The following is a 24,010-nucleotide window of genomic DNA, read 5'->3' as shown; positions in this document are numbered from 1 at the left end:
GGTCAGCGCCCCACGAGATCATTCAAGGCCGCCTCGAGTTCGCGATACTCGAACACGTAGCCGGCGGATTCCAACGCGCGCGGCACCGCCCGCTGGCCGGTCAGCAGCAGATGCGCCATTTCGCCGACCATCGCTTTCAACGCCGGGCCCGGCACCCAGGCAAACGAGGGCCGGTGCAGAACACGCGCCAACGTCCGCGTGAAAACGCGATTGGTCACCGGGTTCGGCGCCGTCAGATTGTAGGCGCCCTGGCAGCTCGTCTCGCGCATCAGAAAGCGAATCGCGCCGACCTCGTCGCGGACGTGAATCCAGGGCATGTACTGGCGGCCGCTGCCGAAATGCCCGCCCAGGCCGAACTTGAACGGCGTGATCATCTGCGCCAGCGCGCCCTCGTTCTTCCCAAGCACGATCCCGGTACGGACGAAGCAGACGCGTACGCCGTATTGATCGCGCGCCCGCGCGGCTGCGGCTTCCCAGTCAGCACAGAGTTGAGACTGGAACTCGTTGCCCGCCGGATCGCTTTCGTCCAGCACGTCATCGCCACGCGCACCGTAAAACCCGACCGCGGAGCCGCTGATCAGCACATCGGGCTTTGTGTGGCATCGGCCGATGAAATCCACGATATCCCGCGTCACTGAAAGCCGGCTTTCGCGCATCTTGCGCTTGCGCGCCTCGGTCCAGCGCCCTGCGGCCAGATTCTCACCGGCGAGGTTGATCACCGCGCGCGGCTCGCTCGCCTGCGCCAGCGATTCGACCGGCACGACGCTGGCGGGCAGCACGCGTCGTGCTTTGGCCGCATCGCGCGTCAACACTTCCACCGTCCAGCCGTCGGCCAGAAGATCAGTAACCAGGTGCCGGCCGATGAAGCCGGTGCCGCCGGTGATGAGTACGTTGTTCATGCGTCGCTGCTCCTGACGGGCGCTGCTCGCGCCGACGTTCCGGATCATGAGAATCCGCTTGCATTGTGCCGCCCAACGCGGGTCTAATGACAAGCGTGCGGCGGTAGCTCAGTTGGTAGAGCGCGACCCTCCCACGGTCGAGGTCGCGAGTTCGAATCTCGTCCGCCGCTCCATTCAATGCCTTGGCCGACCCGTCCATCTATCGCCGGGTGAGCAGTTGCCGTTGCTTGAGCGCGTGCACGACAGCCGCGGCCAGCGCATCGGCCCGGCTCGACAGATGCCGCGAGCGGCCATCGTCGATGGCGAATCGCGCCATCACCTTCTGGGTGTTCACGTCGATCAAACTCACGCGGTAGCCGATTCGGCCATTATCGAGAATACGGCGCGATGCCGCTTTCGGATCCGCCAGCTCGATCACCACAATCGCCTGTGCGCCGCTGTTCAAGGCCGCCCAATGGCGGCTATCGCCGTTCTGTGGCCGGGTCGGCGGCGCGGCCTGGAGCATGGTGTCGCAGGCATGCCCCGCCGACAGCAACTGACGGCACAGGGCTTTTTCGTAGGCCCCCTCGACCGCGAGGTCGCTGAAGGCGGCATAGGCCAGGAAACCGTCGTAATGGGTGTGGGCGGCACTTGGCGACATGAATGCCTGCGTGGGCAGGCCGGCGGCGCAGCCGGCCAGCGACCACGCCACCGCGATGGCGAGGATCGGCAGGCGGACTCGCCAAGTCAATCGGGACAAGGACACGGGGCTAGCGACTCGGTTCATCGCGCAAGGCTAGCGGCAACGCAGCCTGTTCGCCAGCGCGCCGCGCGATTTTCGCGCCGGTCACGGCGCGATGTTCGGCCCCGGCAGCTGGCCCGCCAGTTGTTCCAGCTGTTCCCGGCCCACGATATCGCGAGCGCTCTGGGCTACTTCGATCAAGGCGTACGAGGCGAAACGTTCGCGGATCTCGTCCAGGTATTCGTTCTGCTGCGCCACCCGTTCGGCGACGAAGGCGCTGTCGGTACCCGCCGGCCAGAGTCGATTGACGAACAGTTCGCCGACCGGAATGTCCGACTCTTCGAGCTGGGCGATGAGGCGCACGGTTTCCTCGATCGGCAGACGCTCGGCCAGTAACACGGGATGAAACACGGCCTCGCGATGTAGACGCTGGCGTGCCCGCGCGAACCGCTCGGCGCGCTGGCGCAGGCGCGACAGCACGCGATCGTCGCGATCCGGCTCCGACACACCGGCCATCGACCGCCACATGCCCTGCAGCCGGTTCACCTTGGCCCGCTGACCGGCCAGCCCTTCGACCCAGGCGCCCAGCATGGACGGCAGGGTGAGCAGCCGCAGCGTGTGCCCGGTGGGCGCGGTATCGAACACGATGCGGTCGTAATCGCCGGGCGCGGCATCCATCAGGCGAGTGAAGCGATCGAACAGTGCCGACTCCGCAGTACCCGGTGCCTGCACCGCGAGCTTGAGATGGCGATCCAGAGCCGGCAGCACGGCTTTGGAGACCGCCTCACGCGCGTCCTCGCGAATCGAATCCACATAGCGCTCGGCGTCGGCGGTCGGGTCGATCTCCATGGCCCAGAGATGGTCGCCAGCAACCGTGGGCGCGTCGCCCAGCTTCGTGCCCAGCAGATCCGACACCGAATGGGCCGGATCGGTGGAGACCAGCAGTGTGCGCTCGCCGGCCGCAGCCAGGCGCAGCGCATGCGCTGCCGCCAACGTGGTCTTGCCGACCCCGCCCTTGCCGCCGAACAGAAAGAAGCGCGTGGGTTCGTCGTGCGCGTGACTGTGCGCCATCAGCAGCAGACCCCGGCTTCGGGGAATGTCTCCATGCCCATACGCTGGTGCCAGCGATGAAACGCCTCGATCAGATCCGGGTACAGCTCCAGCGCGAAGTAGTCGGCAGGGCCGGGAATACCCAGCGCTTCCAGGAACAACAGCGCCACGAGCACGTCTTCTTCCTTGCGCGCCTCGCGCGCGATGCTCGCCCGCCAGGGGGCTACGAACAGCTGGTCGTGATAATCGTTGATGCGGCGCCAGAGACTCTTGTCGTCCGCCATGCGGCCTCCGCTGGATCTTTCGGGAATGGAACCGCGAGCGACCCTCAGGCCGCGCGGGAATCGTGCAACTGTGCCATCACCGCGGCGACAATCGTTTCGGGCGCCGGTAATGCGCCCGAGTACAAAACCTCACCGTCGAGCACGATGGCGGCCGCCGCGCCCGCGCGCGACAGGCTTTTCAGCGAGGCGCCGACACCGCGTCCGGCCCGGCGCGACGCGCGCCAGACCGCCGGATACAACCAGATCGTATTGCGTGGGTCGACCACGTCGATGACCAATCCCGGCGCCGCGTCGCGCAGGCGCCGGTAGACCATGCCGACCGATTCCATCACCGCCCGGCTGTGCGCGTAGTCGGCCGCGCCGCCGAGATCGGTATGCGCCTCACCGAGCCGCCCGCAGCAGCCCGAGCCGCTGTGCTGGGCGTCCTGCTCGCGAACGAGGATCAAGCGATGTCCGGTACCGATGCTCATGCCTCGCTGGGCACCTCGGCACGACGCTCGCCACGCTGGCGATTGAGCGCGGTGACCGCTTCCACGATGAGCCAGGCGGTGAGTACCGCGATCCCGGCATCCATGATCAACAACATCCAGCTGCCTTCCTTGAGAAAGGACACGAGGTTGAGCACCAGCGCCCAGCTGGTCATGAACAGCAGGAAGGTCAGCGGCACGATCGCAGCCAGCGGATTGCGATTGCGCGACATCACCCAGACGCTGATTACCGACAGGGCCAGCCCCGCCGTGAGCTGGTTGGTGGTGCCGAACAGTGTCCAGAGCTGGCCGAAGGCAAAGCCCTTACCGCCGGCACCGTTGCCTCCCGGCACCAGGGCCAGCGCCAACGGAATCAGCACGGCCAGCGTGGTCAGGATGGTGGTCTTGCCAACCAGGGCCCGAAAGCCGGCCAGTTCGGCGATCTCTTCCAGAATGTAGCGCTGCAGGCGCACGCCGGTATCCATGGTCGTACCGGCGAAGGTCACCACCACGACCACGGCAAACGAAGCGCCCAGCTGGGCATCGATGCCGAGATTGGCCAGAAAATGACCCACACCGTTGACGAAATGCCCGAGCGCCCCGCCTGACGCCGCACCGAAGCTGGAATAGGCCGTGTTCCAGTCTGCCGCCGAACCCAGCCCGGCGGTGCAGGCCAGGATCGCGGCCAGTGCCAGCGAACCCTCGCCCAGCGCCCCGCAGTAGCCGATGTAGCGGGCATCGGTTTCCTTGTCGATCTGTTTGGACGTGGTGCCGGAGGCCACCAGACTATGGAAGCCCGAGATCGCCCCGCAGGCGATGGTGATGAACAGATACGGGAACCACTGCCTGGTGCCCTCGGCCACGTGGTTCACCGCCGGCGCCGTGATCTGGTCCCAACCGACGATCACGCCGGCGAAGATCACCGCGAGCGCGACCAGCAGCTGCTGACCGTTGATGTAGTCGCGCGGCTGCAGCAGCAACCACACCGGCAGGCGCGAGGCGAACCAGGTGTAGGCGAAAATCAGGATTACCCAGGTCGTGCGCACCGACAGCCCCACCAGGTGAGCCAGGCCGTCGACATGAATCGGGTACATCTGGCCGATCGGGATCGCCGCATACAACAGAATTAGCCCGATAATCGACGGAATGAGCACCGCGCCCTTCATGCGATACACCCACTGGCCGATGCACATCGCGATCGGGATCACGATCACGGCCGGGATCACCGAGCCCGGGTGTGCTTCGAACAGGATCGCCATGACCACGCCGAACACCGCGTTCACCAGCGTCAGCAGGAAGAAGATGATCAGCAGGAACAGCGTGCTGGCGCGCGCGCTGATGACCTTGCCGGACAATGTGCCGATATTCTGGCCGCGGTTGCGCGCGGAAGTAACGATGGCGCCGAAATCGTGCACGCCGGCGCCGAATATCGTGCCCAGAATCACCCAGGCGATCGCCGGCAGCCAGCCCCAGTAGACCGCAATCGCCGGCCCGACGATCGGGGCCGCCCCGGCCACCGCCGTGAAGTGGTGGCCCAGCAGGATGTGTTTGTTGGTCGGTACGAAATCGACCCCGTCCGAAAACTCGTGCGACGGGGTCTTGAAGTTCGGGTCGAGCGCATAGACGCGCTCGGCCAGATAGCGGGAGTAGAACCGGTAGCCCAGGTAAAAGGCCCCCAGCGTTATCACGATCAAATAGAAAGCCGGCATGCGCGGTCCCCCGACGGCCGAAACAATGGATACAACGGAATACAATAATGGTAACGATCGCTACCTACGCACTGACATTCGACTTATGTCGTAGCCGGCTGTTTTCAGCCCGCACAAACCGGGCAGCGGGGATTGGCCGGCAGCGACATCGTGCGCCAACGCTGTGTTCGCACATCCAGCGACAGCAGCTTGCCGGACAGCGTATCGGCCATGCCGACCAATAACTTGATCGCTTCCAGTGCCTGCAGCGTGCCCACGAGGCCGGGCACCGCGCCGATCACGCCGGCCTCGGCACAGGTCGGCGCGCTGCCGGCCGGGGGTGCCTCGGCGAACAGGCAGCGATAACAGGGGCGTCCACCGGCCGGGAACACCCCGACCTGACCATTGAAGCGCTCGACCGCGCCGTAGACCAGCGCGATGCCCGCGGCCACGCAGGCGTCGTTGATCGCATAGCGCGCGGCGAAATTGTCCGAGCCGTCGATCACCAGATCATAGCCCGCCACCAGTTCCGCCGCGTTATCGGCCGAAACCCGTGCCTGAACGGGCGCGATCTCGATCGCCGGATTGAGCGCGGTGAGCGTGGCATGCGCCGAACGCACCTTGGGCTGGCCGACGCTGGCATCCCGATGCAAGGTCTGGCGATGCAGGTTGGAGCGATCGACCGTGTCGTGATCGACGATCGCCAGATGCCCCACCCCGGCCGCGGCCAGATACAACGCGGCCGGGCTGCCCAGCCCGCCAGCGCCGATCACCAGCACCCGGGCATCGCGCAGCTTCGACTGCCCGGCCTCGCCGACCTCGGGCAAGGTGAGCTGGCGTGCGTAACGCGCGCGATCGCCGGCATCGAGCATGGCCGGCGTCTCGAAGGCCAAGCCGGCATCCTTCCAGGCATCGAAGCCGCCCGCCACCGAGCGCACGTCGGTATAACCGAGCTGACGCAGTTGCTCGGCGGCCAGCAACGAACGCGAGCCGGAAGCGCACAGCAACAGGATCGTGTCGTCGGCCGCCGCGCCCTCGGATTCCAGCCGCATTTCCAGAAAACCACGCCCGAGCGGCCTGGCGCCCACCGGCGTGCCCTGCGCGATCTCATCGGCTTCGCGAATATCGACCAGCCAGGCGCCGGCCGCACGCAGACGATCGGCCTCGCCCGGGTCGATCGGCGGCATGGATTCGCGCAGGGCGGCGAGTCGTTCGCGGATGGATGGACTCATGACTTGGCTCCCGTGGTTTCGTCGTCGCTGATCGCCTCATCCGCCTCGAGCCGATCCAGCGCGGCATCGGGATCGTCCGCCTCCGCGGCCGCCCGGTCGGCGCCGAGCTGGCCGGCTTCGCGCCAGGCCTTGGGCGCCTGTTTCGAGGTGTTGGCGCCCATCGCCCGCAGCATCTCCGCCTGGCGAACGAGGTTGCCGCGCCCGTCGGTGAGCTTGTTGCGGGCATCGGCAAACGACTTGTTCACCGTCTCCAGATTGCGCGAGACCTTGTCCAGATCGCCGATGAAACCGACGAACTTGTCGTACAGCGCGCCCGCGCGATCGGCAATGGCCTCGGCGTTCTTCTCCTGCTTGTCCAGCCGCCACAGATTTTCCACCGCGCGCAGCATCGGCATGAGCGTGGTCGGCGACACCAGTGCGATGTTGGCATCGAGCGCTTCGCGCTGGAGACCGAAATCGCCGCGCAGCGCCTCGACATAGGCCGCCTCCGACGGCACGAACATGAACACGTAATCCAGTGTCCGAATCGCGTCGATGCCTTGATACTTTTTTTCCGACAACTGCTTGAGATGGCGCCGCACGGAGGCGATATGCTCGGCCAGTGCGGTCCGGCGCGCGTTTTCATCCTCGGCTTCCTGCACCCGAAGATAGGCCGTGAGCGAGACCTTGGAGTCGATCACGAGCGAGCGCGACTCCGGCAGATGCACCACCGCATCCGGCAACTGGCGTTTGCCCTCTTCGGTGGTGCTATGAAACTGCGTCTCGTACTGCACACCTTTTTCCAGCCCGGAGCGCTCCAGCACGGTTTCCAGGATCATCTCGCCCCAATTGCCCTGGGTCTTGGACTCGCCGCGCAGCGCCTTGGTCAGATTGGTCGCATCCTCGGCGATCGCCTTGTTCGACTCTTCCAGCATCCTGATCTGCTGCGCGAGCGCGGAACGCTGCCGGTTCTCGACGTCATAGGCTTCCTTCACCTGTTTCTCGAAGCGACCGATGTGCTCGCGCAGCGGATTGATCAACGGCTCCAGGCTGGCCTTGCTGGATTCGTTGAAGGCCTTGGCCTTTTCGTCGAGGATCTCCTGCGAGAGTGTTTTGAACTGGTGCGCCATCTGCTCGCGCGCTTCGGTCAGTGTGGCCAGCTTGTCCTTGGCGTGACGCTGCTCGGCCTCGATCCGTTCGGCGAGACGCGCATTCTCGCTACGCGCACTCGCCAGTTCGGCATGGGCTTTTTCCAGCGAGGCGCCGCGTGCCGCATAATCGCGTTCGAGCGCCTCGAACTTCGAAGCCAGCCCCGCACGGTTTGCGCGTGCCGCCAGCAGGGCTATCAGCCCGCCAAGTGCGGCGCCAACCAGAAAAGCAATCGTCAGCGTAAGCCAGGCGCCATCGGTCATGTGATTTCCACGCCATTCGATCTTGGATAATCGGTCGATTCTAAACCGCGCGATCGCCAGACTGCGATGCCGCGGGACTTCCCCGAAGTTGAGGCCGATTCCGTTTGAACGGGCCGCCGGTAGCGGTCCGAAGCGCCCCGACGGGAAAGGACGAAGCAGAGCATAAACAGGCGAGGAAGCAGCCCACGTTGGCCTGAGCCATCGCGGCACGATACGCACGCCCTTGAATCGTCCGTCTTCGATCTGCGTAGTTCTGCGTTCATCTGCGGATAAATCGTCGTTACTGCGCGGAGCATGTAACGACAGCAGGACGCGTACAATAACGCTCGATTTATTCTGTCCCGCTAATACCTCCATGCTGCTGCAACTCCGCGAACTGTCGCTGTCCTACGGCGTCGAAGTCCTGCTCGATCGCGCCGAACTGTCCATCGCCGCCGGCGAGCGCGTCGCGCTGGTCGGGCGCAACGGCACCGGCAAGTCCACGCTCATGCGTATCGTCGCCGGTGAGCTCGAGCCGGATCAGGTCAAGCGCGAAAGCAAGCCGGGGCTGAAGATTTCGCGGCTGGAACAGGAAGTGCCGGCCGCGACCCACGGCAGCGTCTACGAGGTGACCGCCGCCGGGCTCGGCGCCGCCGGCGAGGCGGTCGCGCGTTTTCACGACCTGGCCGCGCGCCTGTCGGCCGGGGAAGACGTGATGGATGCGTTCTCCCGCGCCCAGAGTGATGTCGAGGCCCACGACGGCTGGACGCTGGCGCAACAGGTCGAAGCCACCCTGAGCCGCCTGCAGCTCGATCCGGATGCCGACTTCACGGCCCTGTCCGGCGGCCAGAAGCGCCGCGTGCTGCTGGCGCGCGCGCTGGTCTCCGAGCCCGACCTGCTGCTGCTCGACGAGCCGACCAACCATCTCGACATCGCCGCCATCGCGCAGCTCGAAGAGATCCTGATGTCGTGGTCCGGCGCGCTGTTGTTCATCACCCATGACCGCGCCTTCCTGCGCAATCTGGCCACGCGCATCATCGATCTCGATCGCGGCCGGCTGACGTCATGGCCCGGCGACTACGACAAGTTCCTGGAAGGCAAGGACAAGGCACTCGCCGACGAAGAAAAAGCCAACGCCGAGTTCGACAAGCGCCTGGCCCAGGAGGAAACCTGGATTCGCCAGGGCATCAAGGCCCGCCGGACCCGCAACGAAGGCCGTGTGCGCGCGCTGAAAGCCATGCGCGCCGAACGGGCCCAGCGGCGCGAGCGCGCCGGCACGGCCAATATCGTGACCCAGGACGCCGCCCGTTCCGGCAAGAACGTGATCGTGGCGGAAAAAGTCGCCTATGCCTGGGGCGACAAGCCGATCGTGACCAACCTGACCACCACCATCCAGCGCGGCGACAAGGTCGGCATCATCGGCCCGAACGGGGCCGGCAAGACCACGCTGATCCGCCTGCTGCTCGGCCAGCTCGAGCCGGATGCCGGCACCATCAAGCTCGGCACCAATCTCGATATCGCCCACTTCGACCAGCACCGGGCCGCGCTGGACGACAACATCAGCGTGCTCGACAACGTCGCCGGCGGACGCTCGTCGGTGACGATCAACGGCCAGGACCGCCACATCATGAGTTACATGGGCGATTTCCTGTTCTCGCCCAAGCGGGCGCGCAGCCCGACGCATGTGCTGTCCGGCGGCGAGCGCAACCGTCTGCTGCTGGCCAAGCTGTTCACCCGCCCGGCCAACCTGCTGGTGATGGACGAGCCGACCAACGACCTCGACGTGGAAACGCTGGAGCTGCTCGAGGAGCGGCTGACCAACTTCGACGGCACCCTGCTGTTGGTCTCGCACGACCGTGATTTTCTCGACAATGTGGTGACCAGTTCGCTGGTGATGGAAGGCGACGGCCGCGTCGGTGATTACGTCGGCGGCTATTCGGATTATCTGCGCCAGCGCCCGGCCGATCGGGCACCGGCGCCCGCGGCGGGCAAACCCGCCGCGACGCCGCAAGCGAAACCGAAGACCGAATCGGCGCTGTCCACCGCCGAGCGCAAGGAATTGCGCGACCTGCCCAGCCGGATCGAAAGACTCGAGAAGGATCTGGCGGAACGCGAAGCGGTTTTCGCCGAGCCCGGTTTCTACGACCGCAACGAGGCCGAGATCAAGAAAGCCACCGATGCCTTCGCCCGGGTCGAAACCGAACTGGAAAAAGCATTGAAACGCTGGGAGACGCTCGAGGCCCGACAGGGCTGACGCGACACCGCGCGACATCCACGGTCGCCGGGCCGGTTGACCGGGCCGGCGGGTACAGCTGCTAAGGTGCGGTTCTCGAACCGACACCGGAGTCGCCATGACCACTGCCCTGATCGCCCTGGATTTCATCAACGACATCGTGCATCCCGACAGCCCGATGGCCGGCGCGGCGCCGCAGATCGCCGAGCGCGGCGTGATCGAGCATGCCAACACGTCCCTGGCGCATGCCCGCGCCAACGAATGGCTCGTGGTGCTGGTCAAGGTCGGCTTCGGCCCGGGCTACGCCGAATGCCCGAAGCATTCGCCGCTGTTCGGCGCGGCCAAGGAAAACGGCGTATTGCAGCTCGGCACCTGGGGCACGGAATTCCACGAAGCGCTGGACGCCACTCCCGCCAATCCCGAGCGCGAATTCGTGGTGGAAAAGCCGCGCGTAAACGCCTTCTACGCCACGCCGCTGGAGGCGCTGCTGCGCGCCAACGCGGTCGACACCCTGTATCTGTGCGGCGTCTCGACCAGTTGGGCGGTGCAATCAGCGGCCCGCGACGGCCACGATCGCGATTACCGAATTCGGGTGATCGAAGATGCCTGTGCGACCGACGACATCGAGGATCACAAGGCCTCGATCCGCCAGCTGTCGCGCATCAGCGAGATCGTGACATCCGATAACCTGCGTTCGAACTGATCGATCTTTTCAGTCGAGAACGAGCCCGGCCGTGGACGCGAATGGAACGCGAATCCTGATTATGTACGACAGGCAACGGGCTGAATAAGCGCGGGCCTGTTGTCCGCGAATGCACGCGAATGAGCGCAAATAAGAAGCAGGATCAAGGCATTGCTGCTTCGGGTGCGCGCAATCGCGTCGTCAAGCCTTTGACTGAACGTTGTACATAATCAAAACGCGAATGAAACCAGGCGGCCCGTCTTGGCGCGGTCCGACTCGAAAACTCGGCACGCTCTGGCGCGCCCAGTCGTCATTCCGGTTTTTCATTTGCGCTCATGCGCGTGCATTGGCGGACCGACTTTTCAAGTCAGTCCTTCGCGTTCACAGGCTTGTTCGCCTCGACCTCGAACGACAGCTCGACCTTGTCGCCGACCAGCTTCGGGAAGGCATCCATGCCGAAATCGCTGCGTTTGATTTCGGTCGCGGCGTCGAAACCACAGGTGTAGCGGGTCTTTTCCAGCGGATTCACCTTGCAGGCGATATCGTCCACCTGCAGCGTAACCGGTCGCGTCACGCCGTGTAGCGTGAGACGGCCCTGCACGGTCGCTTCGCTGTCGCCATCCGCATCGTCGAAACGCACACTTGTCGACTTGAATGTGAGCGATGGATATTTCTTGACGTTGAAGAACCCTTCCATGTCGCGCAGGTGCTGATCGCGCGCGTCGTCGCCGGTATCCACGCTGGCCGGGTCGAACGTGACGTCGATCACGCTGTGCGACGGATCGTCGCCGATCCGGATCGTGCCCTTGCGCACGTCCATCCGGCCGCGCAGGGTCGATAACCCCATGTGGTCGATCGCGAAATGCGCATAGGTGTGGGTGGTATCGATCTTGTAGCGCCCAGGCTCGAGCCCGGGCGCTGCCTGGGCGATCGTGACACCCGCAGCGGTCAGGGCCAGCAGCACGGAAAAGTCGCAGGCGCCTCGGCGAATCGTCATCACGCGTCTCCAAACAGGCGGCATCACGCGCCGCGATGGGTTCGAGATTATCACGCAACCGCGGCCTCCCTTGCATGGCATGCAGCGCCATCGCTGCCGCCGTGCCAAAACAGGGCAAACAGTCCGGCGCCCGGGACTGCGAACAAGCGGGGCGACCGCGAGGCCGCCCCGCGGCGTAGTCCGAGCTACTGCATATCGAGCACCACGCGCCCTTCGATTTGGCCCGCGCGCATGCGATCGAAAATTTCGTTGATGTTCTCGATCCGGTCGCCAGTGACCGTGGCGCGTACCTGGCCCTCGCCGGCGAAGTCCAGGGATTCCTGAAGATCCAGCCGCGTGCCGACGATCGACCCGCGCACGGTGATGCCGTTGAGCACCATGTTGAAGATCGACAGGTCGAATTTCCCCGGTGGCAGGCCGTTGAGCGCGATCGTGCCGCCGCGCCGCACGACTTCCAGTGCCTGGCTGAAGGCAATCTCCGACACGGCGGTCACGAGTGCGCCGTGCGCACCGCCGATCGCCTGCTTGACCGCTTTGCCCGGATCCTGCTCCCGGGCGTTGATGGTCAACTCCGCGCCCAGACGCTCGGCCAGCCGCAGCTTGTCGTCGGCGACATCGATCGCCACGACATGCATACCCATGGCCCGTGCGTACTGGACGGCCAGGTGTCCGAGCCCGCCGATACCGGAGATCGATACCCACTGACCGGGCTTGACCTCACTCATCTTCAGGCCCTTGTAGACCGTCACCCCGGCGCAGAGGATCGGCGCGATCTCCAGGAAATCGGATTGTGCCGGCAGATGGCCCACGAAATCGGCGTCGGCCAGTACATAGTCGGCATAACCGCCATCCACGCTGTAACCGGCATTCTCCTGCGACTCGCAGAGTGTTTCCCAGCCGCCCAGGCAATGCTCACAATGCCCGCAGGCACTGTAGAGCCACGGCACGCCGATACGATCGCCTTCCTTGATGTGTGTAACGCCCGGGCCGACCGCATCGACGAAGCCCACGCCTTCGTGCCCCGGAATGAACGGCGGGTTGGGTTTGACCGGCCAATCGCCCTCGACCGCGTGCAGATCCGTATGGCAGACGCCCGAGGCCTGCACCCGCATCAGCACCTGGCCGGGCCCGACTTCCGGCACCGGCACTTCACGAATATCCAGCGGTTCACCGAAACCCGGCACCACTGCAGCTTTCATGGTCTTCATGATCCACTCCTCCTTGGTTTACATGGCACGCGCCGCGGTGTGGCTGCGCGCTTTCAGAACAGCCCGACAGGATTCGGGTCGTAGGACACCAGCTGGCACTTGGTCTGCTGGTAATGTTCAAGCGCCTGCTTGTGCGTCTCGCGGCCGATGCCCGAGCGCTTGTAGCCGCCGAAGGCGGCATGGGCGGGGTACTGGTGATAGCAATTGACCCAGATGCGCCCGGCCTGGATCCGACCGCCTACGTGATGCAGCCGGTTCATGTCGCGGGTCCAGATACCGGCGCCCAGCCCGAACTCGGTATCGTTGGCGATCGCAATTGCCTGTTCGTCGCTGGCGAACGTGGTGACCGCCTGGGTCGGGCCGAAGATCTCTTCCTGGAAAATACGCATGCTGTTATCGCCCTTGAACATGGTGGGCTGTACGTAGAAGCCGCCGGCCAGCTCGCCTTCAAGCTCGGCCTGGCCGCCGCCCAACAGCAATTCGGCGCCTTCCTGGCGCCCGACCTCCATGTACGACATGATCTTTTCGAATTGCTCGCGCGACGCCTGGGCTCCGATCTGGGTATCGGTATCCAGCGGATTGCCCTGACGCAGGCCACGCGCCCGCTCGATGGCCCGTTCGATCAGGGGCTCGTAGATATCCTCGTGGATCAGGGCCCGCGAAGGGCAGGTACAGACTTCGCCCTGATTGAGGAAGGTCATCATCAGGCCTTCGACGCACTTGTCCACGAAGGCATCGCCCTGGTCCATAACGTCGGCAAAAAATATGTTTGGCGATTTTCCGCCCAGTTCCAGCGTCACCGGAATGATGCGTTTGGCCGCATCGCCCATGATCCGGCTGCCCACCGGCGTCGACCCGGTGAACGCCATTTTCGCGATGTCCGGATGCTGCGCCAGGGCCGCACCGGCCTCGGCCCCGAGCCCGTTGACCACGTTCAGAACACCCGGTGGCAGCAGGTCCTGTATCAGTTCCAGCAGCTTGCAGATGGATACCGGAGTTTGCTCGGCCGGCTTCAGGACCGTGCAGTTGCCCGCGGCGAGCGCCGGCGCAATCTTCCAACCCGCCATCAGCAGCGGGAAGTTCCAGGGAATGATCTGGCCGACCACACCGTAGGGCTCGTGCGTATGGTAGGCGACCGTGTGGGCGTCGATCTCGGCGACCGAGCCTTCCTGCGCCCGGATACAGCCGGCAAAGTAGCGAAAATGGTCGACCAGCAACGGCAGATCCGCAGCCAGCGTCTCGCGCACCGGCTTGCCGTTATCCCAGGTTTCGGCCACGGCCAGCGCTTCGAGATTGGCCTCGATGCGATCGGCGATCCTGAGCAGCGCCCTTGATCGCTGCGTGGTCGAGGTGGCCGCCCAGCCCGGCGCGGCGCGTTTTGCCGCGGCCACGGCACGGTCCACATCCTCGGCATCCGAGCGCGGCACTTCGCAGAATTCGGCACCGGTGACCGGGGTGACGGCACTCATGTAGCGCCCGGCAACGGGTTTGTGCCACGCGCCGTCGATGAAGTTGCCGTAGCGCGTGTCGAAGGCGATCAGCGCGTCGGGCCGGCCGGGATTAGCATAAAGCATGATGGAGTTCTCTCGCGGTTTCATGTTCTACAAGAAGCACACGGTCTGGTGCCCGTGACTTCAAACTAGCGCCGCTTGCCGTGCGCGACTTGCCCCGCAGTCGCAATCGCTTGCGTGCCATTCTCATGAAACGCGCGGAGTTCGTCGGTATGTCCGCAGAAATCGTCTTTCAGAGACGCGAAAATCCGGAAAAACTCATCGAAAACCGGGTCTCGGTGGCGGGTGAAAATGCCGAGTTGTCGATCTACGACACGTATTTCCCGGCCCGACAGGTCGCCCTGTCGTCCAGTCACGTACTGCACTGCTGCATGATCACCGGACGCAAGATCATGCACGGGGCGACGGAAGGGGCCTGCGAATTCCACCGCGGCGAATCCTTCATTCTCGCGCCGGACCAGCCGGTCTATATCGATTTTCCCGATGCCCGCGCCGACGCGCCGACCACGTGCATGACGGTGGAAATTCGAAAATCACTGGTACAGCAGGTATGCGACCGGCTCAATGTCGACGAGCCGCGCGATCCGGCGCTGGAACACTGGCAGTATGCCCCGCGCGCGCTGCACGTCAGTCACGGCCAGGAAACCCAGGGTTTGCTGGAACGCCTGCTGCGACTGTTCTGCGACGATCATCCCGATCGAGACGCACTGATCGATCTGGCGCTCAACGAACTGGTCATGCGCATGCTGCGCACGCAAAGCCGCAAGATACTGATCGAAGAAAACAGCCACGGCGGCCCGGCGCGTCATGGACTGGATGCCGCGCTCCGCTGGATCCGCAACAACCTGGCCGTGCCGCTGGATTGTGAGCAACTGGCGCGCGAAGCCTGTATGAGCCGCGCCCATTTATATCGACAGTTCAAAAACGAACTGGGCTGTACGCCGGGCGAATATCAGCAGCGCCTGCGGCTCGAATCGGCGCGCGAGCGGCTGCGTCGGCAATCCGCATCGGTCACCGAGATCTGCTTCGACCTCGGCTTCAAGAGCCTCAGCCATTTCACTCGATGCTTCAAGGCGTACAGCGGACTGCCGCCGAGCCGTTATCGCGCGCATTACCACGGGCAAAACAACGACACGCCGCCCACGCCCGAGTCGCCGACACGGCCGCGCGCGGATTTACCTTTGGCCCGATTCAAGCCATGACACGCACCAGCACGCCGCAGGCCGCATGTCGCGCAGTTGCCTGCCGGCGGACGGCCGATTATCGTGCATGACACACATATCGCGACGACAACTTTCATGCAATTCAAGCAACTGGGATCGACCGGGACACGCGTTTCGCCGTTGTGCCTCGGCACCATGACCTATGGCAGCCCGAAATGGCGCGACTGGGTGCTGGATGAGCAGGCCAGCCGGCCGTTCATCAAGAAAGCACTGGATGCCGGCATCAATTTCTTCGACACCGCCGACATGTACTCGAAGGGCGAATCCGAGAAGGTCGTCGGCAAGGCCCTATTGGACTACGCGGCCCGCGAGGATTTCGTGCTGGCGTCCAAGGTCTACAACCCAATGGGCGACGGTCCGAACAACCGTGGCCTGTCGCGCAAACACATCATGCACGCCATCGATGCATCATTGACGCGTCTCGGCACCGATCACATCGATCTGTATCAGATCCATCGCTTCGACTGCGACACGCCGGTCGAGGAATTCATGGAAGCCCTGCACGATGTGGTCAAGGCCGGCAAGGCCCGCTACATCGGCGCATCGAGCATGTATGCCTGGCAGTTCGCCAAGTGTCAGGAAATCGCCCGGGCCAACGGTTGGACCGAATTCGTGACCATGCAGCCGATGTACAACCTGGTCTATCGCGAGGAAGAACGCGAGATGCTGCCGTTGTGCGCCGACCAGGGCGTGGGCGTGATCCCCTGGAGCCCGCTCGCCCGTGGCGTGCTGGCCGGCAAGAAACAAGGCGCCGGCAGCGAGTCCAAGCGCGCCCAGACCGACCGGATGACCGAGAAATGGCAGCTCGGTGCCGCCGAGTCCGACGATCAGGTGGTCGAGGCCCTGCGCAAAGTGGCCGAGGCTCGCGGCGTGCCGATGGCGCAGGTGGCCCTCGCCTGGGTGGCGGCTCATCCGCAGGTGACCGCGCCGATCGTCGGCGCAAGCAAGGAGCGCCATCTCGACGATGCCATCGCGGCGATGGACCTGACCCTCACCGAGGACGAAAAGACGCAACTGGAAGCACCTTACGTACCACACGCGATCACCGGCCTCGCATAGGCCGCCCCGCGATTTGCCCGTGACATGGGCCGCCTCTGCGGGGCGGCCTTTTTCATGCGGGTTCGCCGATTGCTGGCGCGGTATCGCCCGCACACTGTGGGCTCAAAAAACCCGCAATGTACGACGAGTCGTGGTGCGCGGCCACTAGCCGCCGGCCGCAGTCTCGACCCGATGCAGCAGGCTCTGGGTGGGGAAACCGTCCGCCGTCAGACCCTGGTCGCGCTGGAACGAGCGCACCCCGGCTCGGGTATTGGGGCCGACGATGCCATCGGGCGTGCCGCTGCCGTAGCCGAGCGCATTCAGATCGCGTTGCAGGGTGAGGACCTGCGCACGCGACAAGCTCGCTTCGTCCCGCGGCCAGGATTGCTGCACGCCGGGTTCGCCCCGGACCCGGTCGGCCAACAGGCCCACCGCCAATGCATAGCTGGTGGCATTGTTGTAACGCAGGATCACCCGGAAATTCGGCCCGACCATGAAGGCCGGGCCCGACGCCCCGGCCGGCGCGATAATCGCCGCCGAGTCGAATTGCGGCAGGCCGCGTGAATCGACCGGGCGCACGCCCTGGGCGCGCCAGGCCGCGGTCGATCGATGGGCGTCGCCATCCGCTTGCGCGTAGTTGAAGTTCGCCGGGAGCCGGACCTCGCGGCCCCAGGGCTGCCCCGTCTGCCAGCCGTTCTTGGCCAGATAGTTGGCGGTGGAGGCCAGGGTGTCGGGAATCGAGTCCCATATATCACGCCGGCCGTCGCCGTCGGCATCCACCGCATACGCCAGGAAGCTGGTCGGCAGGAACTGGGTGTTGCCCATCGCGCCAGCCCAGGAACCGCGCATGTCGGATCGGCTGATATCGCCGTCGGCCAGAATCCTGAGCGCGGCATAAAGCTGATGCTCGGCGAATGATTCGCGCCGGCCCTCATAGCCCAGCGTGGCGAGCGCGTCGATCGTCTCGTAATGGCCGAAATTGGACCCGTAGTTGCTTTCCATGCCCCAGATCGCAACGAGCACGGCGCCCGGCACACCATAACGGGCCGCGACCCGGTCCGCCGTGTTCCGATAGGTCGCCAGTTTCTCGCAGCCGTGGGCGATACGCGTGGCCGAGACCGCCGTATCCAGATAATCCCAGATCGCCCGGTTGAACTCCGGCTGGCGATGGTCGAGCTCGATCACGTGCGGCAGAAACTCGGCATCGGCGAAGGCGCTGTGCAGGGTCGTCCTATCGACGCCCCTGGCCCGGGCACGCCGCTCGAAGCCCGCCACCCAGCGTGCGAAACCGGCGGCATCGCGCCCGTCGACACCCGCCGGTGCGCCCTGCCCGGTGTCGTTCGAGCGCTTCGCCGATCGGGCAGGTTCGGGCTGGGTTCGCCCGCTCGTCGACTGCTTCGGGCCCGGCGCGGGCGTGTCGGCCGGGGCGTGGGTGGCGCAGCCGGCCAGGACCACGATCAGGGCCGCGGCGGCCCGTAAGGCCCATCGATATGGCATGTCGGCAGACGGGGGCTTGTGAACGTGCGCCCTAGACTACCTGACCGGCCGCGTTGGCAGAGGCCCAGGCCCATTGAAAATTGTGCCCGCCGAGATGCCCGGTCACATCGACCACCTCGCCGATGAAATACAGCCCGGGCACGTCGCGCGCCGCCATCGTGGCCGACGACAGGGCCGCGGTGTCCACGCCGCCGATCGTGACCTCCGCAGTGCGATAGCCTTCGGTGCCGTCGGGCCGGAATCGCCAGTCCGCGAGCCGAGCGGCGACTGCCGTGAGTTCATCCTCCGACAGGGATTTGAGCCGCGCATCGCCCAGCCGCGCCGCGCCGGCATCGCGACACAGACACACCGCAAGGCGCTTGGGCAGCCGTTCGGCCAGCACGGTGGACAAGCGGGCATCGGGGCGCGCCTCGCGCCGCTCGGCCAGCCAGGCGCGGGCATCGACACCGGGCAGAAAATCCACGCCGACCGAATCGCCCGCCTGCCAGTAGGATGAAACCTGCAGCATGGCGGGCCCGCTCAGTCCGCGATGGGTGAACAGCATCCCGGCATCGAAGCTCGCCTCGTGACAATGGGCCTCGACGTCCAGCCCGAGCCCGGACAGCTCGGCAAACGATTCGCGTTGCTGCCCCGCCAGCGTGAACGGCACCAGTGCCGGACGCGGTTCGCGCACGGCCAACCCGAAGCGTCGCGCCAGATCGAAGCCAAAGCCGGAGGCCCCCATTTTCGGAATCGACAGCCCGCCGGTGGCGACCACCACGGCCGCGCCGGTCCAGACACCGGCGCCGGTGTCGACCCGGAAGTTACCGTTGTCCGCGCGCGCGACGTTTCGGATATCGACTTCCGTATGCACGGCCACGCCCGCGCGTTCGCATTCGTCCAGCAACAATCGCACGATCTGCTTGGAGGAGTGGTCGCAGAACAGCTGGCCGCGTTCCTTCTCGTGATAGGCGATGCCGTGGGCTTCCACCAACGCGATGAAGTCGGCCGGGGTATAGCGCGCCAGCGCCGATTTGCAGTAGTGCGGGTTGGCCGACAGGAAGTTCGCCGGGCCGCTGTAAAGATTGGTGAAGTTACAGCGCCCGCCGCCCGACATCAGGATCTTCTTGCCCACGCGCCGCGTCTTTTCCAGGACCTGCACGCGCCGCCCGCGCGCACCGGCCACCGCGGCACACATCAGCCCCGCCGCGCCGCCGCCGAGCACGATCACATCGGTATCGATTGTCTGGGTCATGGATATCGCGAGTCGGCCAAGCGCAATTGTCGCATACGACGTTTTGGCACCTTGGCGTGCCGTTTCTAAAAATATACTTTTTCCAAATAGCGTGCCCGGCCGATCCGAACCAACGCCGGGCAGCGACCGCGGCGGCGATCGCACCGCGGTCGGCGCATTGGGGTAACGGTGGCGCGCCTTCGGTCGCCGTCGACACGGAACCCGATATCGGAAGGACGGAGAACCTGCCATGGCCAAGATCGTACGCCTGCCGTTGATTCTGCTCGTCACATTCGCGCTCGGCGCCTGCGGTCTGGTCTACAAGCCGACCGGAAGCGTGCTCAACCATCTGGCCCAGGACGAGGTGGTGCCGCATGTGTATGCCAGCCACGATCTCGACATGTCGGCCTGTGGCACCGGCCTGGGCCAGACCCAGCTTCTGGGCGCGTTCGGCCGCGTGATGCAGCCGCCGAGCCGGGTCCTGCTCAACACCCATACCCTGGGCGGTCTGTGCTCCGAAGCCGCCGCCCAGGAGGCCCAGCTGCACTTCGATCGCGCCCTGCACGCCGGCCGCACCACCGAGGCCCGCGATGCGCGCATCCGGGCACAACGGCTCTACCAGCGCACCGCCGAACGCCGGCTCAAGGTCTATCACGACACGGTCGATGCCTTCGGCAAGATCGGTGACGGCCAGTGCCCGACGCTCGGCAGCGACACCGAGCAGATGGAATACCTGTCGGGCCTGCTGACATCGGTGCAGGCGGTGTTGTCGGACATCCGCGCCGGCAGCAGCGTGGGCGTACCGCAAGACATCGCTGCCCGCGCCGGTCGCGCCACCCACTGTCTCGACAACAACAAGTGGTGGGGCGTGCCGAATGCGCTGCAGGCCGTGGTATGGCTGAGCGTGCCAGGCACCGCCCCCGCGGGTGCCCAGCCCTGGCAACAACTCAAGGCCGCCGCCGATCTGGGAGCGTCCAAGGGCATGCCCATGGCGGCCATGCTCTACGCCCAGGCCGGCTATGGTCAGTCCGACGCGGATCGCGAACGGGCCGGCATCCGCCAGGTCGCCAAGATCTATAACGCGGGAGACGGGCCCAAGGACTACCAGATCTTTTCCCAGGTTGCGTACCGGGAGGCGATGTTCCTGTCGGACGAGATCTGGACCCAGAAGACCGGCAAGCGCACGCCGTTTCTCGGTCTGGGCACCTTCCCGGGCGACGCCCACAAAAACAAGTCGTCCAACGTGGACATGAATAGTCTGCTGAACTGATGGCCACGCCATACAGCGAAACCGGGCCGGCCCCGTCCGACCCCCACGCCGGGGATCGCCCCACCCAGTACAGCCGCCTGCGCAGTTGGCTGATCACGCTGCCGACGGCAGTCCTGCTGTTGCTGGCGATCGTCTTCGGCACCAGCGCCTTCATTCACGGCCAGTTGCTGAGCCTGGGCGGGCATATCTGGCGGGACTACAACGTCCTGCGCGCCGACATGCCCAAACCCCACTGCAACCCGAACCCGGATATCGCGGCCCGGGTAAAAAAGGCACAGCAGCGCAAGGCCGACAGCGACAGCCTGTTCGATGCCGGCCCGGCCCATCCGAAGGCGCTGCGGCAATCGCTGATCGCCCAGCGCCAGGAATGCCGGCAGAGCTTCCAGTTTTATCGCTACAACCGGAAGATGACCGCCACCGCGACGCTGAGGGCGTTTCGTGCCGTTGAACTCGGCGTCGGCCGGATCAACAGCATCGGCCAGAATTGGCAACCCTACATTCTGGTGCTGCTGATCCTGTTCGGCGGGGCCATCGCGCTGGCGCTGGCCGAACAGATCGCCCTGCGCCCGCCCGCCAGCCGGCTCGATCATCGCGTATCGGCGGGCATGCAGCTGGCCACCCATCTGGCGATGACCGTGAGCGCGCTGGCCTGGGCCCGGCTCGACGGCGGCGGGGATCTGCTGCTCGATGGCGGCTGGGCGGGTGGGTTCGCCGTGCTGGCGGGTGTCGCGGCCTGGCGGCTCCTGCGCGTGCCCGGCAACGCCTCGAACGAGCGATCGGTGTTTCACGCCGCTCTTTCGGTGCCGTTGTACTGCTGGCTCGCGCTGATCTCGATCCTGTATTTCTTCTGTGTCGAGCGCTATCTGGCCGGCCCGGTGATCCAGCTGACCAAGATGATCCGCTTCGCCGATCTGTATACCAGCATCGGGCTGTATGTCTGGGTGGGCATGATGCTCAAGCACACCCGCATCGCCGAGTTGGTCTTCGGCCTGTTTCGCTCCTGGGAGATGCGCCCGGAGTTCGTCGTCATCATCGTGGTCCTGGCCTCGGCCTGGCCGACCGCCTATACCGGCGCGTCGGGCATCTTCGTACTGGCGATCGGCGCGGTCATCTACCAGGAACTGCGCATCGCCGGCACCTATCGCCAGCTCGCGATCGCCTCGACCGCCATGTCAGGCAGCATGGGCGTGGTGCTCAATCCATGCCTGATGGTGGTGATCATCGCCGCACTCAACCGACAGGTGACCACCGATCAACTCTATGGCTGGGGGCTCTACGTCTTTGCGCTCAGCGCGCTATTGTTCTGCGGCTTCATCTATCTCACCCGCAAGTCCCGGCCGCATCTGGCCAAGCCGGACGCCGCCCTGCCGCAGACCCTGCGAGCCATTGTGCCGCTGCTGCCCTATCTGCTGATTGGCGCCGCGGTGATACTGCTTTATTCGCACTTGCTGGGGCAGCGCTTCAACGAATTCTCGGCGCCGGTGATTCTGCCGCTGATGCTGATCGCCCTGCTCGCCTACGACCGCTGGCGGGCACATCGCCTGCATGCGGATGCGCTCACGGGCGCCGATCGCGGCGAAACCGCCGCCCCGAGCCCCGCGCCGGCCGGTTTCGCCAACGCCCTGCGCGCGGCCACCGCGGAAACCTCGACCCTGATCGGGGCACTGCTCATGCTGATGACGTTGTCGATCGTGTTCGGCGGCGTCATGGAGCGCTCGGGCGTGATGAATCTGTTCCCGGCTCATCTGGGCAACGTCTGGGAGGCCACGGCGATTCTGGTGTGCATGCTCGTGATCATCGGCATGATCATGGACCCCTACGGCGCGATTATCCTGGTCAGCGCGACGATCGCGCCGATCGCCTATCACAACGGCATCAACCCGGTGCATTTCTGGATGATCGTGCTAGTGGCCTTCGAGCTGGGTTATCTCAGCCCGCCGGTCGCGCTCAACCGGCTGCTCACCCGCCAGGTCGTGGGCGAGGCCGAATACGCCGCGGCCCATGCCGAAGCGGCCGACGATCCGGGTTTCTGGCGCCGCCATGAATCGCTGCTGCTGCCCATGGCCGTGATGGCCTCATCGCTACTGCTCGTCGCCTTCGCGCCGCTGGTCTTCAATGCCGTGTTCTGAGCATCCGGATACGCCATCCAAGGAGGAGCAACCATGAACCACCATCCCCTCATTCGTCGGCTCGTCGGTCCTGTACTGCGCCTGGCGCTCGGCGCCCTGGTGCTGACCGCCGGCGCATTGCAGCCGGCGGCGGCCACCGAAACCCGCACCCTGTGCATCTACGATCCCATCGGCGCCAACGGCTTTATCTATCAGTCGTTTCAGGACTATATCGTGCAGGCCCGGGCCTGGGGCATCCGGCTCAAGCCCAAGGCCTACACCGACGAGGCCGTCGCCGCCAACGACTTCAAGGCCGGCAAGTGCGACATGGCCGCAATAACCGGCGTGCGCGACATCCACTTCGTCAAGTTCGCCGGCAGCCTGGACATGGCCGGCGGGCTGCAGACCTATGCCCAGGAAAAGACCGCGATCCGGGTCATGTCCAGTCCCAAGGCCGCGAAATACATGCAACAGGGCGACTATGAAGTGGCCGGCGTCGTGCCCCTGGGCAAGGCGTTTCTGTTCGCACGCAATCGCAGCGATCTGGATTCACTGAAAAAACTCGCCGGCAAGAAGATCGCCGTGCTGTCTGACGACAAGCAGGCCTCGACACTCGCCAACGTGGCCGGGGCCTCGCCGGTGGGCGCGTCGATCGCCTCGTTCGGCCCCATGTTCAACAACCACAGCGTCGATCTGGCCTATGCGCCGTCGTTCGCCTACGACGCCCTGGAGTTGTACAAGGGGCTGGGCAACAACGGCGGCATCGCCGACTTCGTGCTGGGCATGCTGTCCGGCCAGCTCGTCTTCCACAAGAACCGGTTCCCGGCCGATTTCGGCCAGAAATCACGCACCTGGGTATTCAACAATATGTACGGGCCGACCATGCGCCGGGTAAAACAGTCCGACAACAAGATTCCGGACAAGTACTGGGTGCATATCTCGGGCGATCGAGCCCGGAAGTACCGCCAGATGTTTCGCAAGACCCGCGAGCGACTGTGGAAGGAAGGCTGGTACAGCCACAAGATGCAGCATATGTTGAAAAAGATTCGCTGCTCCAGCGACCCGAGTCTCGCCGAGTGCAGCCTGGACAGCGAAGGCGGCCCGGTGAATTGATCGATCGCCCCTGCCACAGTGGTGCTTGCCAGGCGACCACGGGAGGAGCGCCTGCCGCATTGGCGAACGACCCCACGGACTGACACGGCACTCGGCACGGCGCGAGCGCGGGAGGCTTGTCGCGCGCCCCGACAGGCCGCGAGCGCTTGCCGCGGTAGCGCCTACGGCTTCCGGGCAATTGCCTCACCGCCTCCGGCACGGTAAAA

The 24,010-nt window shown here is 65.2% G+C and carries 20 protein-coding genes and 1 tRNA gene; 8 read left to right on the top strand and 13 right to left on the bottom strand.

The window, feature by feature from the left end:
• Window positions 1-2 precede the first annotated feature (2 nt).
• Window positions 3-899 carry a TIGR01777 family oxidoreductase gene (locus SALB1_RS10755; RefSeq protein ID WP_109995385.1) on the bottom strand — a complete coding sequence of 299 codons (897 nt, stop codon included), beginning with the start codon at window positions 897-899 and terminating at the stop codon, window positions 3-5.
• A 97-nt stretch (window positions 900-996) separates the two neighbouring features.
• Here SALB1_RS10755 and SALB1_RS10750 point away from each other — a divergent pair.
• Window positions 997-1,072: transfer RNA gene (locus SALB1_RS10750), tRNA-Gly, on the top strand.
• A gap of 26 nt (window positions 1,073-1,098) precedes the next feature.
• On the opposite strand, the gene SALB1_RS10745 is transcribed toward SALB1_RS10750, so the two are convergent.
• The 7 genes from SALB1_RS10745 to SALB1_RS10715 form a co-directional block, all read right to left on the bottom strand.
• Window positions 1,099-1,644: a hypothetical protein gene (locus SALB1_RS10745; RefSeq protein WP_147420764.1), complete on the bottom strand. Its 546-nt coding sequence runs from the start codon at window positions 1,642-1,644 to the stop codon at window positions 1,099-1,101.
• An 81-nt stretch (window positions 1,645-1,725) separates the two neighbouring features.
• The gene (locus tag SALB1_RS10740; protein ID WP_109993868.1) at window positions 1,726-2,691 is read right to left on the bottom strand and encodes an ArsA family ATPase; all 966 of its coding nucleotides are present in this window, start codon (window positions 2,689-2,691) and stop codon (window positions 1,726-1,728) included.
• Complete coding sequence (locus tag SALB1_RS10735) at window positions 2,691-2,954, bottom strand: cory-CC-star protein (RefSeq protein ID WP_109993867.1); 264 nt, start codon at window positions 2,952-2,954, stop codon at window positions 2,691-2,693. Before SALB1_RS10735 ends, SALB1_RS10740 begins: the two co-directional genes overlap by 1 nt.
• A 44-nt stretch (window positions 2,955-2,998) precedes the next feature.
• A complete protein-coding gene (locus SALB1_RS10730) occupies window positions 2,999-3,424 on the bottom strand; it encodes a hypothetical protein (RefSeq protein ID WP_109993866.1) in 426 nt (141 codons plus the stop codon).
• On the bottom strand, window positions 3,421-5,130 hold the full coding sequence (locus SALB1_RS10725) for a carbon starvation protein A (RefSeq protein ID WP_109993865.1): 1,710 nt from the start codon (window positions 5,128-5,130) through the stop codon (window positions 3,421-3,423). The genes SALB1_RS10730 and SALB1_RS10725 overlap by 4 nt, the downstream gene beginning before the upstream one ends.
• 104 nt (window positions 5,131-5,234) lie before the next feature.
• The gene (gene moeB / locus SALB1_RS10720) at window positions 5,235-6,341 is read right to left on the bottom strand and encodes a molybdopterin-synthase adenylyltransferase MoeB (protein ID WP_109993864.1); all 1,107 of its coding nucleotides are present in this window, start codon (window positions 6,339-6,341) and stop codon (window positions 5,235-5,237) included.
• Window positions 6,338-8,089 (bottom strand): DNA recombination protein RmuC, encoded by a 1,752-nt coding sequence (locus tag SALB1_RS10715; RefSeq protein ID WP_255414380.1) that lies wholly within the window; start codon window positions 8,087-8,089, stop codon window positions 6,338-6,340. Before SALB1_RS10715 ends, moeB begins: the two co-directional genes overlap by 4 nt.
• On the opposite strand from SALB1_RS10715, the gene SALB1_RS10710 reads away from it, so the two are divergent.
• Together SALB1_RS10710 and SALB1_RS10705 are read left to right on the top strand one after the other, a co-directional pair.
• Entirely contained in the window at window positions 8,088-9,965 is a 1,878-nt protein-coding gene (locus SALB1_RS10710) for an ATP-binding cassette domain-containing protein (RefSeq protein WP_109993862.1), read from the top strand. The two genes, SALB1_RS10715 and SALB1_RS10710, sit on opposite strands and share 2 nt — an antisense overlap.
• A gap of 97 nt (window positions 9,966-10,062) precedes the next feature.
• Window positions 10,063-10,647 carry a cysteine hydrolase family protein gene (locus SALB1_RS10705; protein WP_109993861.1) on the top strand — a complete coding sequence of 195 codons (585 nt, stop codon included), beginning with the start codon at window positions 10,063-10,065 and terminating at the stop codon, window positions 10,645-10,647.
• A 346-nt stretch (window positions 10,648-10,993) separates the two neighbouring features.
• Here SALB1_RS10705 and SALB1_RS10700 read toward each other — a convergent pair whose 3' ends face one another.
• The 3 genes from SALB1_RS10700 to SALB1_RS10690 all read right to left on the bottom strand — a co-directional run bounded on the left by SALB1_RS10700 (window position 10,994) and on the right by SALB1_RS10690 (window position 14,405).
• Window positions 10,994-11,623 carry a YceI family protein gene (locus SALB1_RS10700; RefSeq protein WP_158590710.1) on the bottom strand — a complete coding sequence of 210 codons (630 nt, stop codon included), beginning with the start codon at window positions 11,621-11,623 and terminating at the stop codon, window positions 10,994-10,996.
• 185 nt (window positions 11,624-11,808) lie between these two features.
• Window positions 11,809-12,834: an alcohol dehydrogenase AdhP gene (gene adhP, locus SALB1_RS10695; protein ID WP_109993859.1), complete on the bottom strand. Its 1,026-nt coding sequence runs from the start codon at window positions 12,832-12,834 to the stop codon at window positions 11,809-11,811.
• A gap of 50 nt (window positions 12,835-12,884) precedes the next feature.
• Entirely contained in the window at window positions 12,885-14,405 is a 1,521-nt protein-coding gene (locus SALB1_RS10690; RefSeq protein ID WP_109993858.1) for an aldehyde dehydrogenase family protein, read from the bottom strand.
• A 149-nt stretch (window positions 14,406-14,554) separates the two neighbouring features.
• Between SALB1_RS10690 and SALB1_RS10685 the strand changes: the two genes are divergently transcribed.
• Window positions 14,555-15,544: a helix-turn-helix domain-containing protein gene (locus tag SALB1_RS10685; protein WP_109995384.1), complete on the top strand. Its 990-nt coding sequence runs from the start codon at window positions 14,555-14,557 to the stop codon at window positions 15,542-15,544.
• A 96-nt stretch (window positions 15,545-15,640) separates the two neighbouring features.
• Window positions 15,641-16,624 carry an aldo/keto reductase gene (locus SALB1_RS10680; RefSeq protein WP_109993857.1) on the top strand — a complete coding sequence of 328 codons (984 nt, stop codon included), beginning with the start codon at window positions 15,641-15,643 and terminating at the stop codon, window positions 16,622-16,624.
• A 144-nt stretch (window positions 16,625-16,768) separates the two neighbouring features.
• Here the strand turns inward: SALB1_RS10680 and SALB1_RS10675 are convergent, their stop codons facing one another.
• Window positions 16,769-18,100, bottom strand: coding sequence for a lytic murein transglycosylase (locus SALB1_RS10675; protein ID WP_109993856.1), 1,332 nt, complete (start codon window positions 18,098-18,100; stop codon window positions 16,769-16,771).
• Between the two features lie 31 nt (window positions 18,101-18,131).
• Window positions 18,132-19,334 (bottom strand): NAD(P)/FAD-dependent oxidoreductase, encoded by a 1,203-nt coding sequence (locus SALB1_RS10670; RefSeq protein ID WP_109993855.1) that lies wholly within the window; start codon window positions 19,332-19,334, stop codon window positions 18,132-18,134.
• Between the two features lie 229 nt (window positions 19,335-19,563).
• On the opposite strand from SALB1_RS10670, the gene SALB1_RS10665 reads away from it, so the two are divergent.
• From SALB1_RS10665 to SALB1_RS10655, 3 genes are read left to right on the top strand one after another with little or no spacing between them, the layout of a single operon-like run.
• On the top strand, window positions 19,564-20,583 hold the full coding sequence (locus SALB1_RS10665) for a hypothetical protein (RefSeq protein WP_109993854.1): 1,020 nt from the start codon (window positions 19,564-19,566) through the stop codon (window positions 20,581-20,583).
• The gene (locus tag SALB1_RS10660) at window positions 20,583-22,712 is read left to right on the top strand and encodes a TRAP transporter large permease subunit (RefSeq protein WP_109993853.1); all 2,130 of its coding nucleotides are present in this window, start codon (window positions 20,583-20,585) and stop codon (window positions 22,710-22,712) included. Before SALB1_RS10665 ends, SALB1_RS10660 begins: the two co-directional genes overlap by 1 nt.
• Before the next feature lie 33 nt (window positions 22,713-22,745).
• A complete protein-coding gene (locus tag SALB1_RS10655) occupies window positions 22,746-23,804 on the top strand; it encodes a putative solute-binding protein (protein WP_109993852.1) in 1,059 nt (352 codons plus the stop codon).
• Window positions 23,805-24,010: the final 206 nt, after the last annotated feature.

Source organism: Salinisphaera sp. LB1 (genome assembly GCF_003177035.1).
Taxonomy (GTDB): domain Bacteria; phylum Pseudomonadota; class Gammaproteobacteria; order Nevskiales; family Salinisphaeraceae; genus Salinisphaera.
Note: the sequence above shows the minus strand (reverse complement) of the source record. Positions and strands in the feature narration are given on the sequence as shown.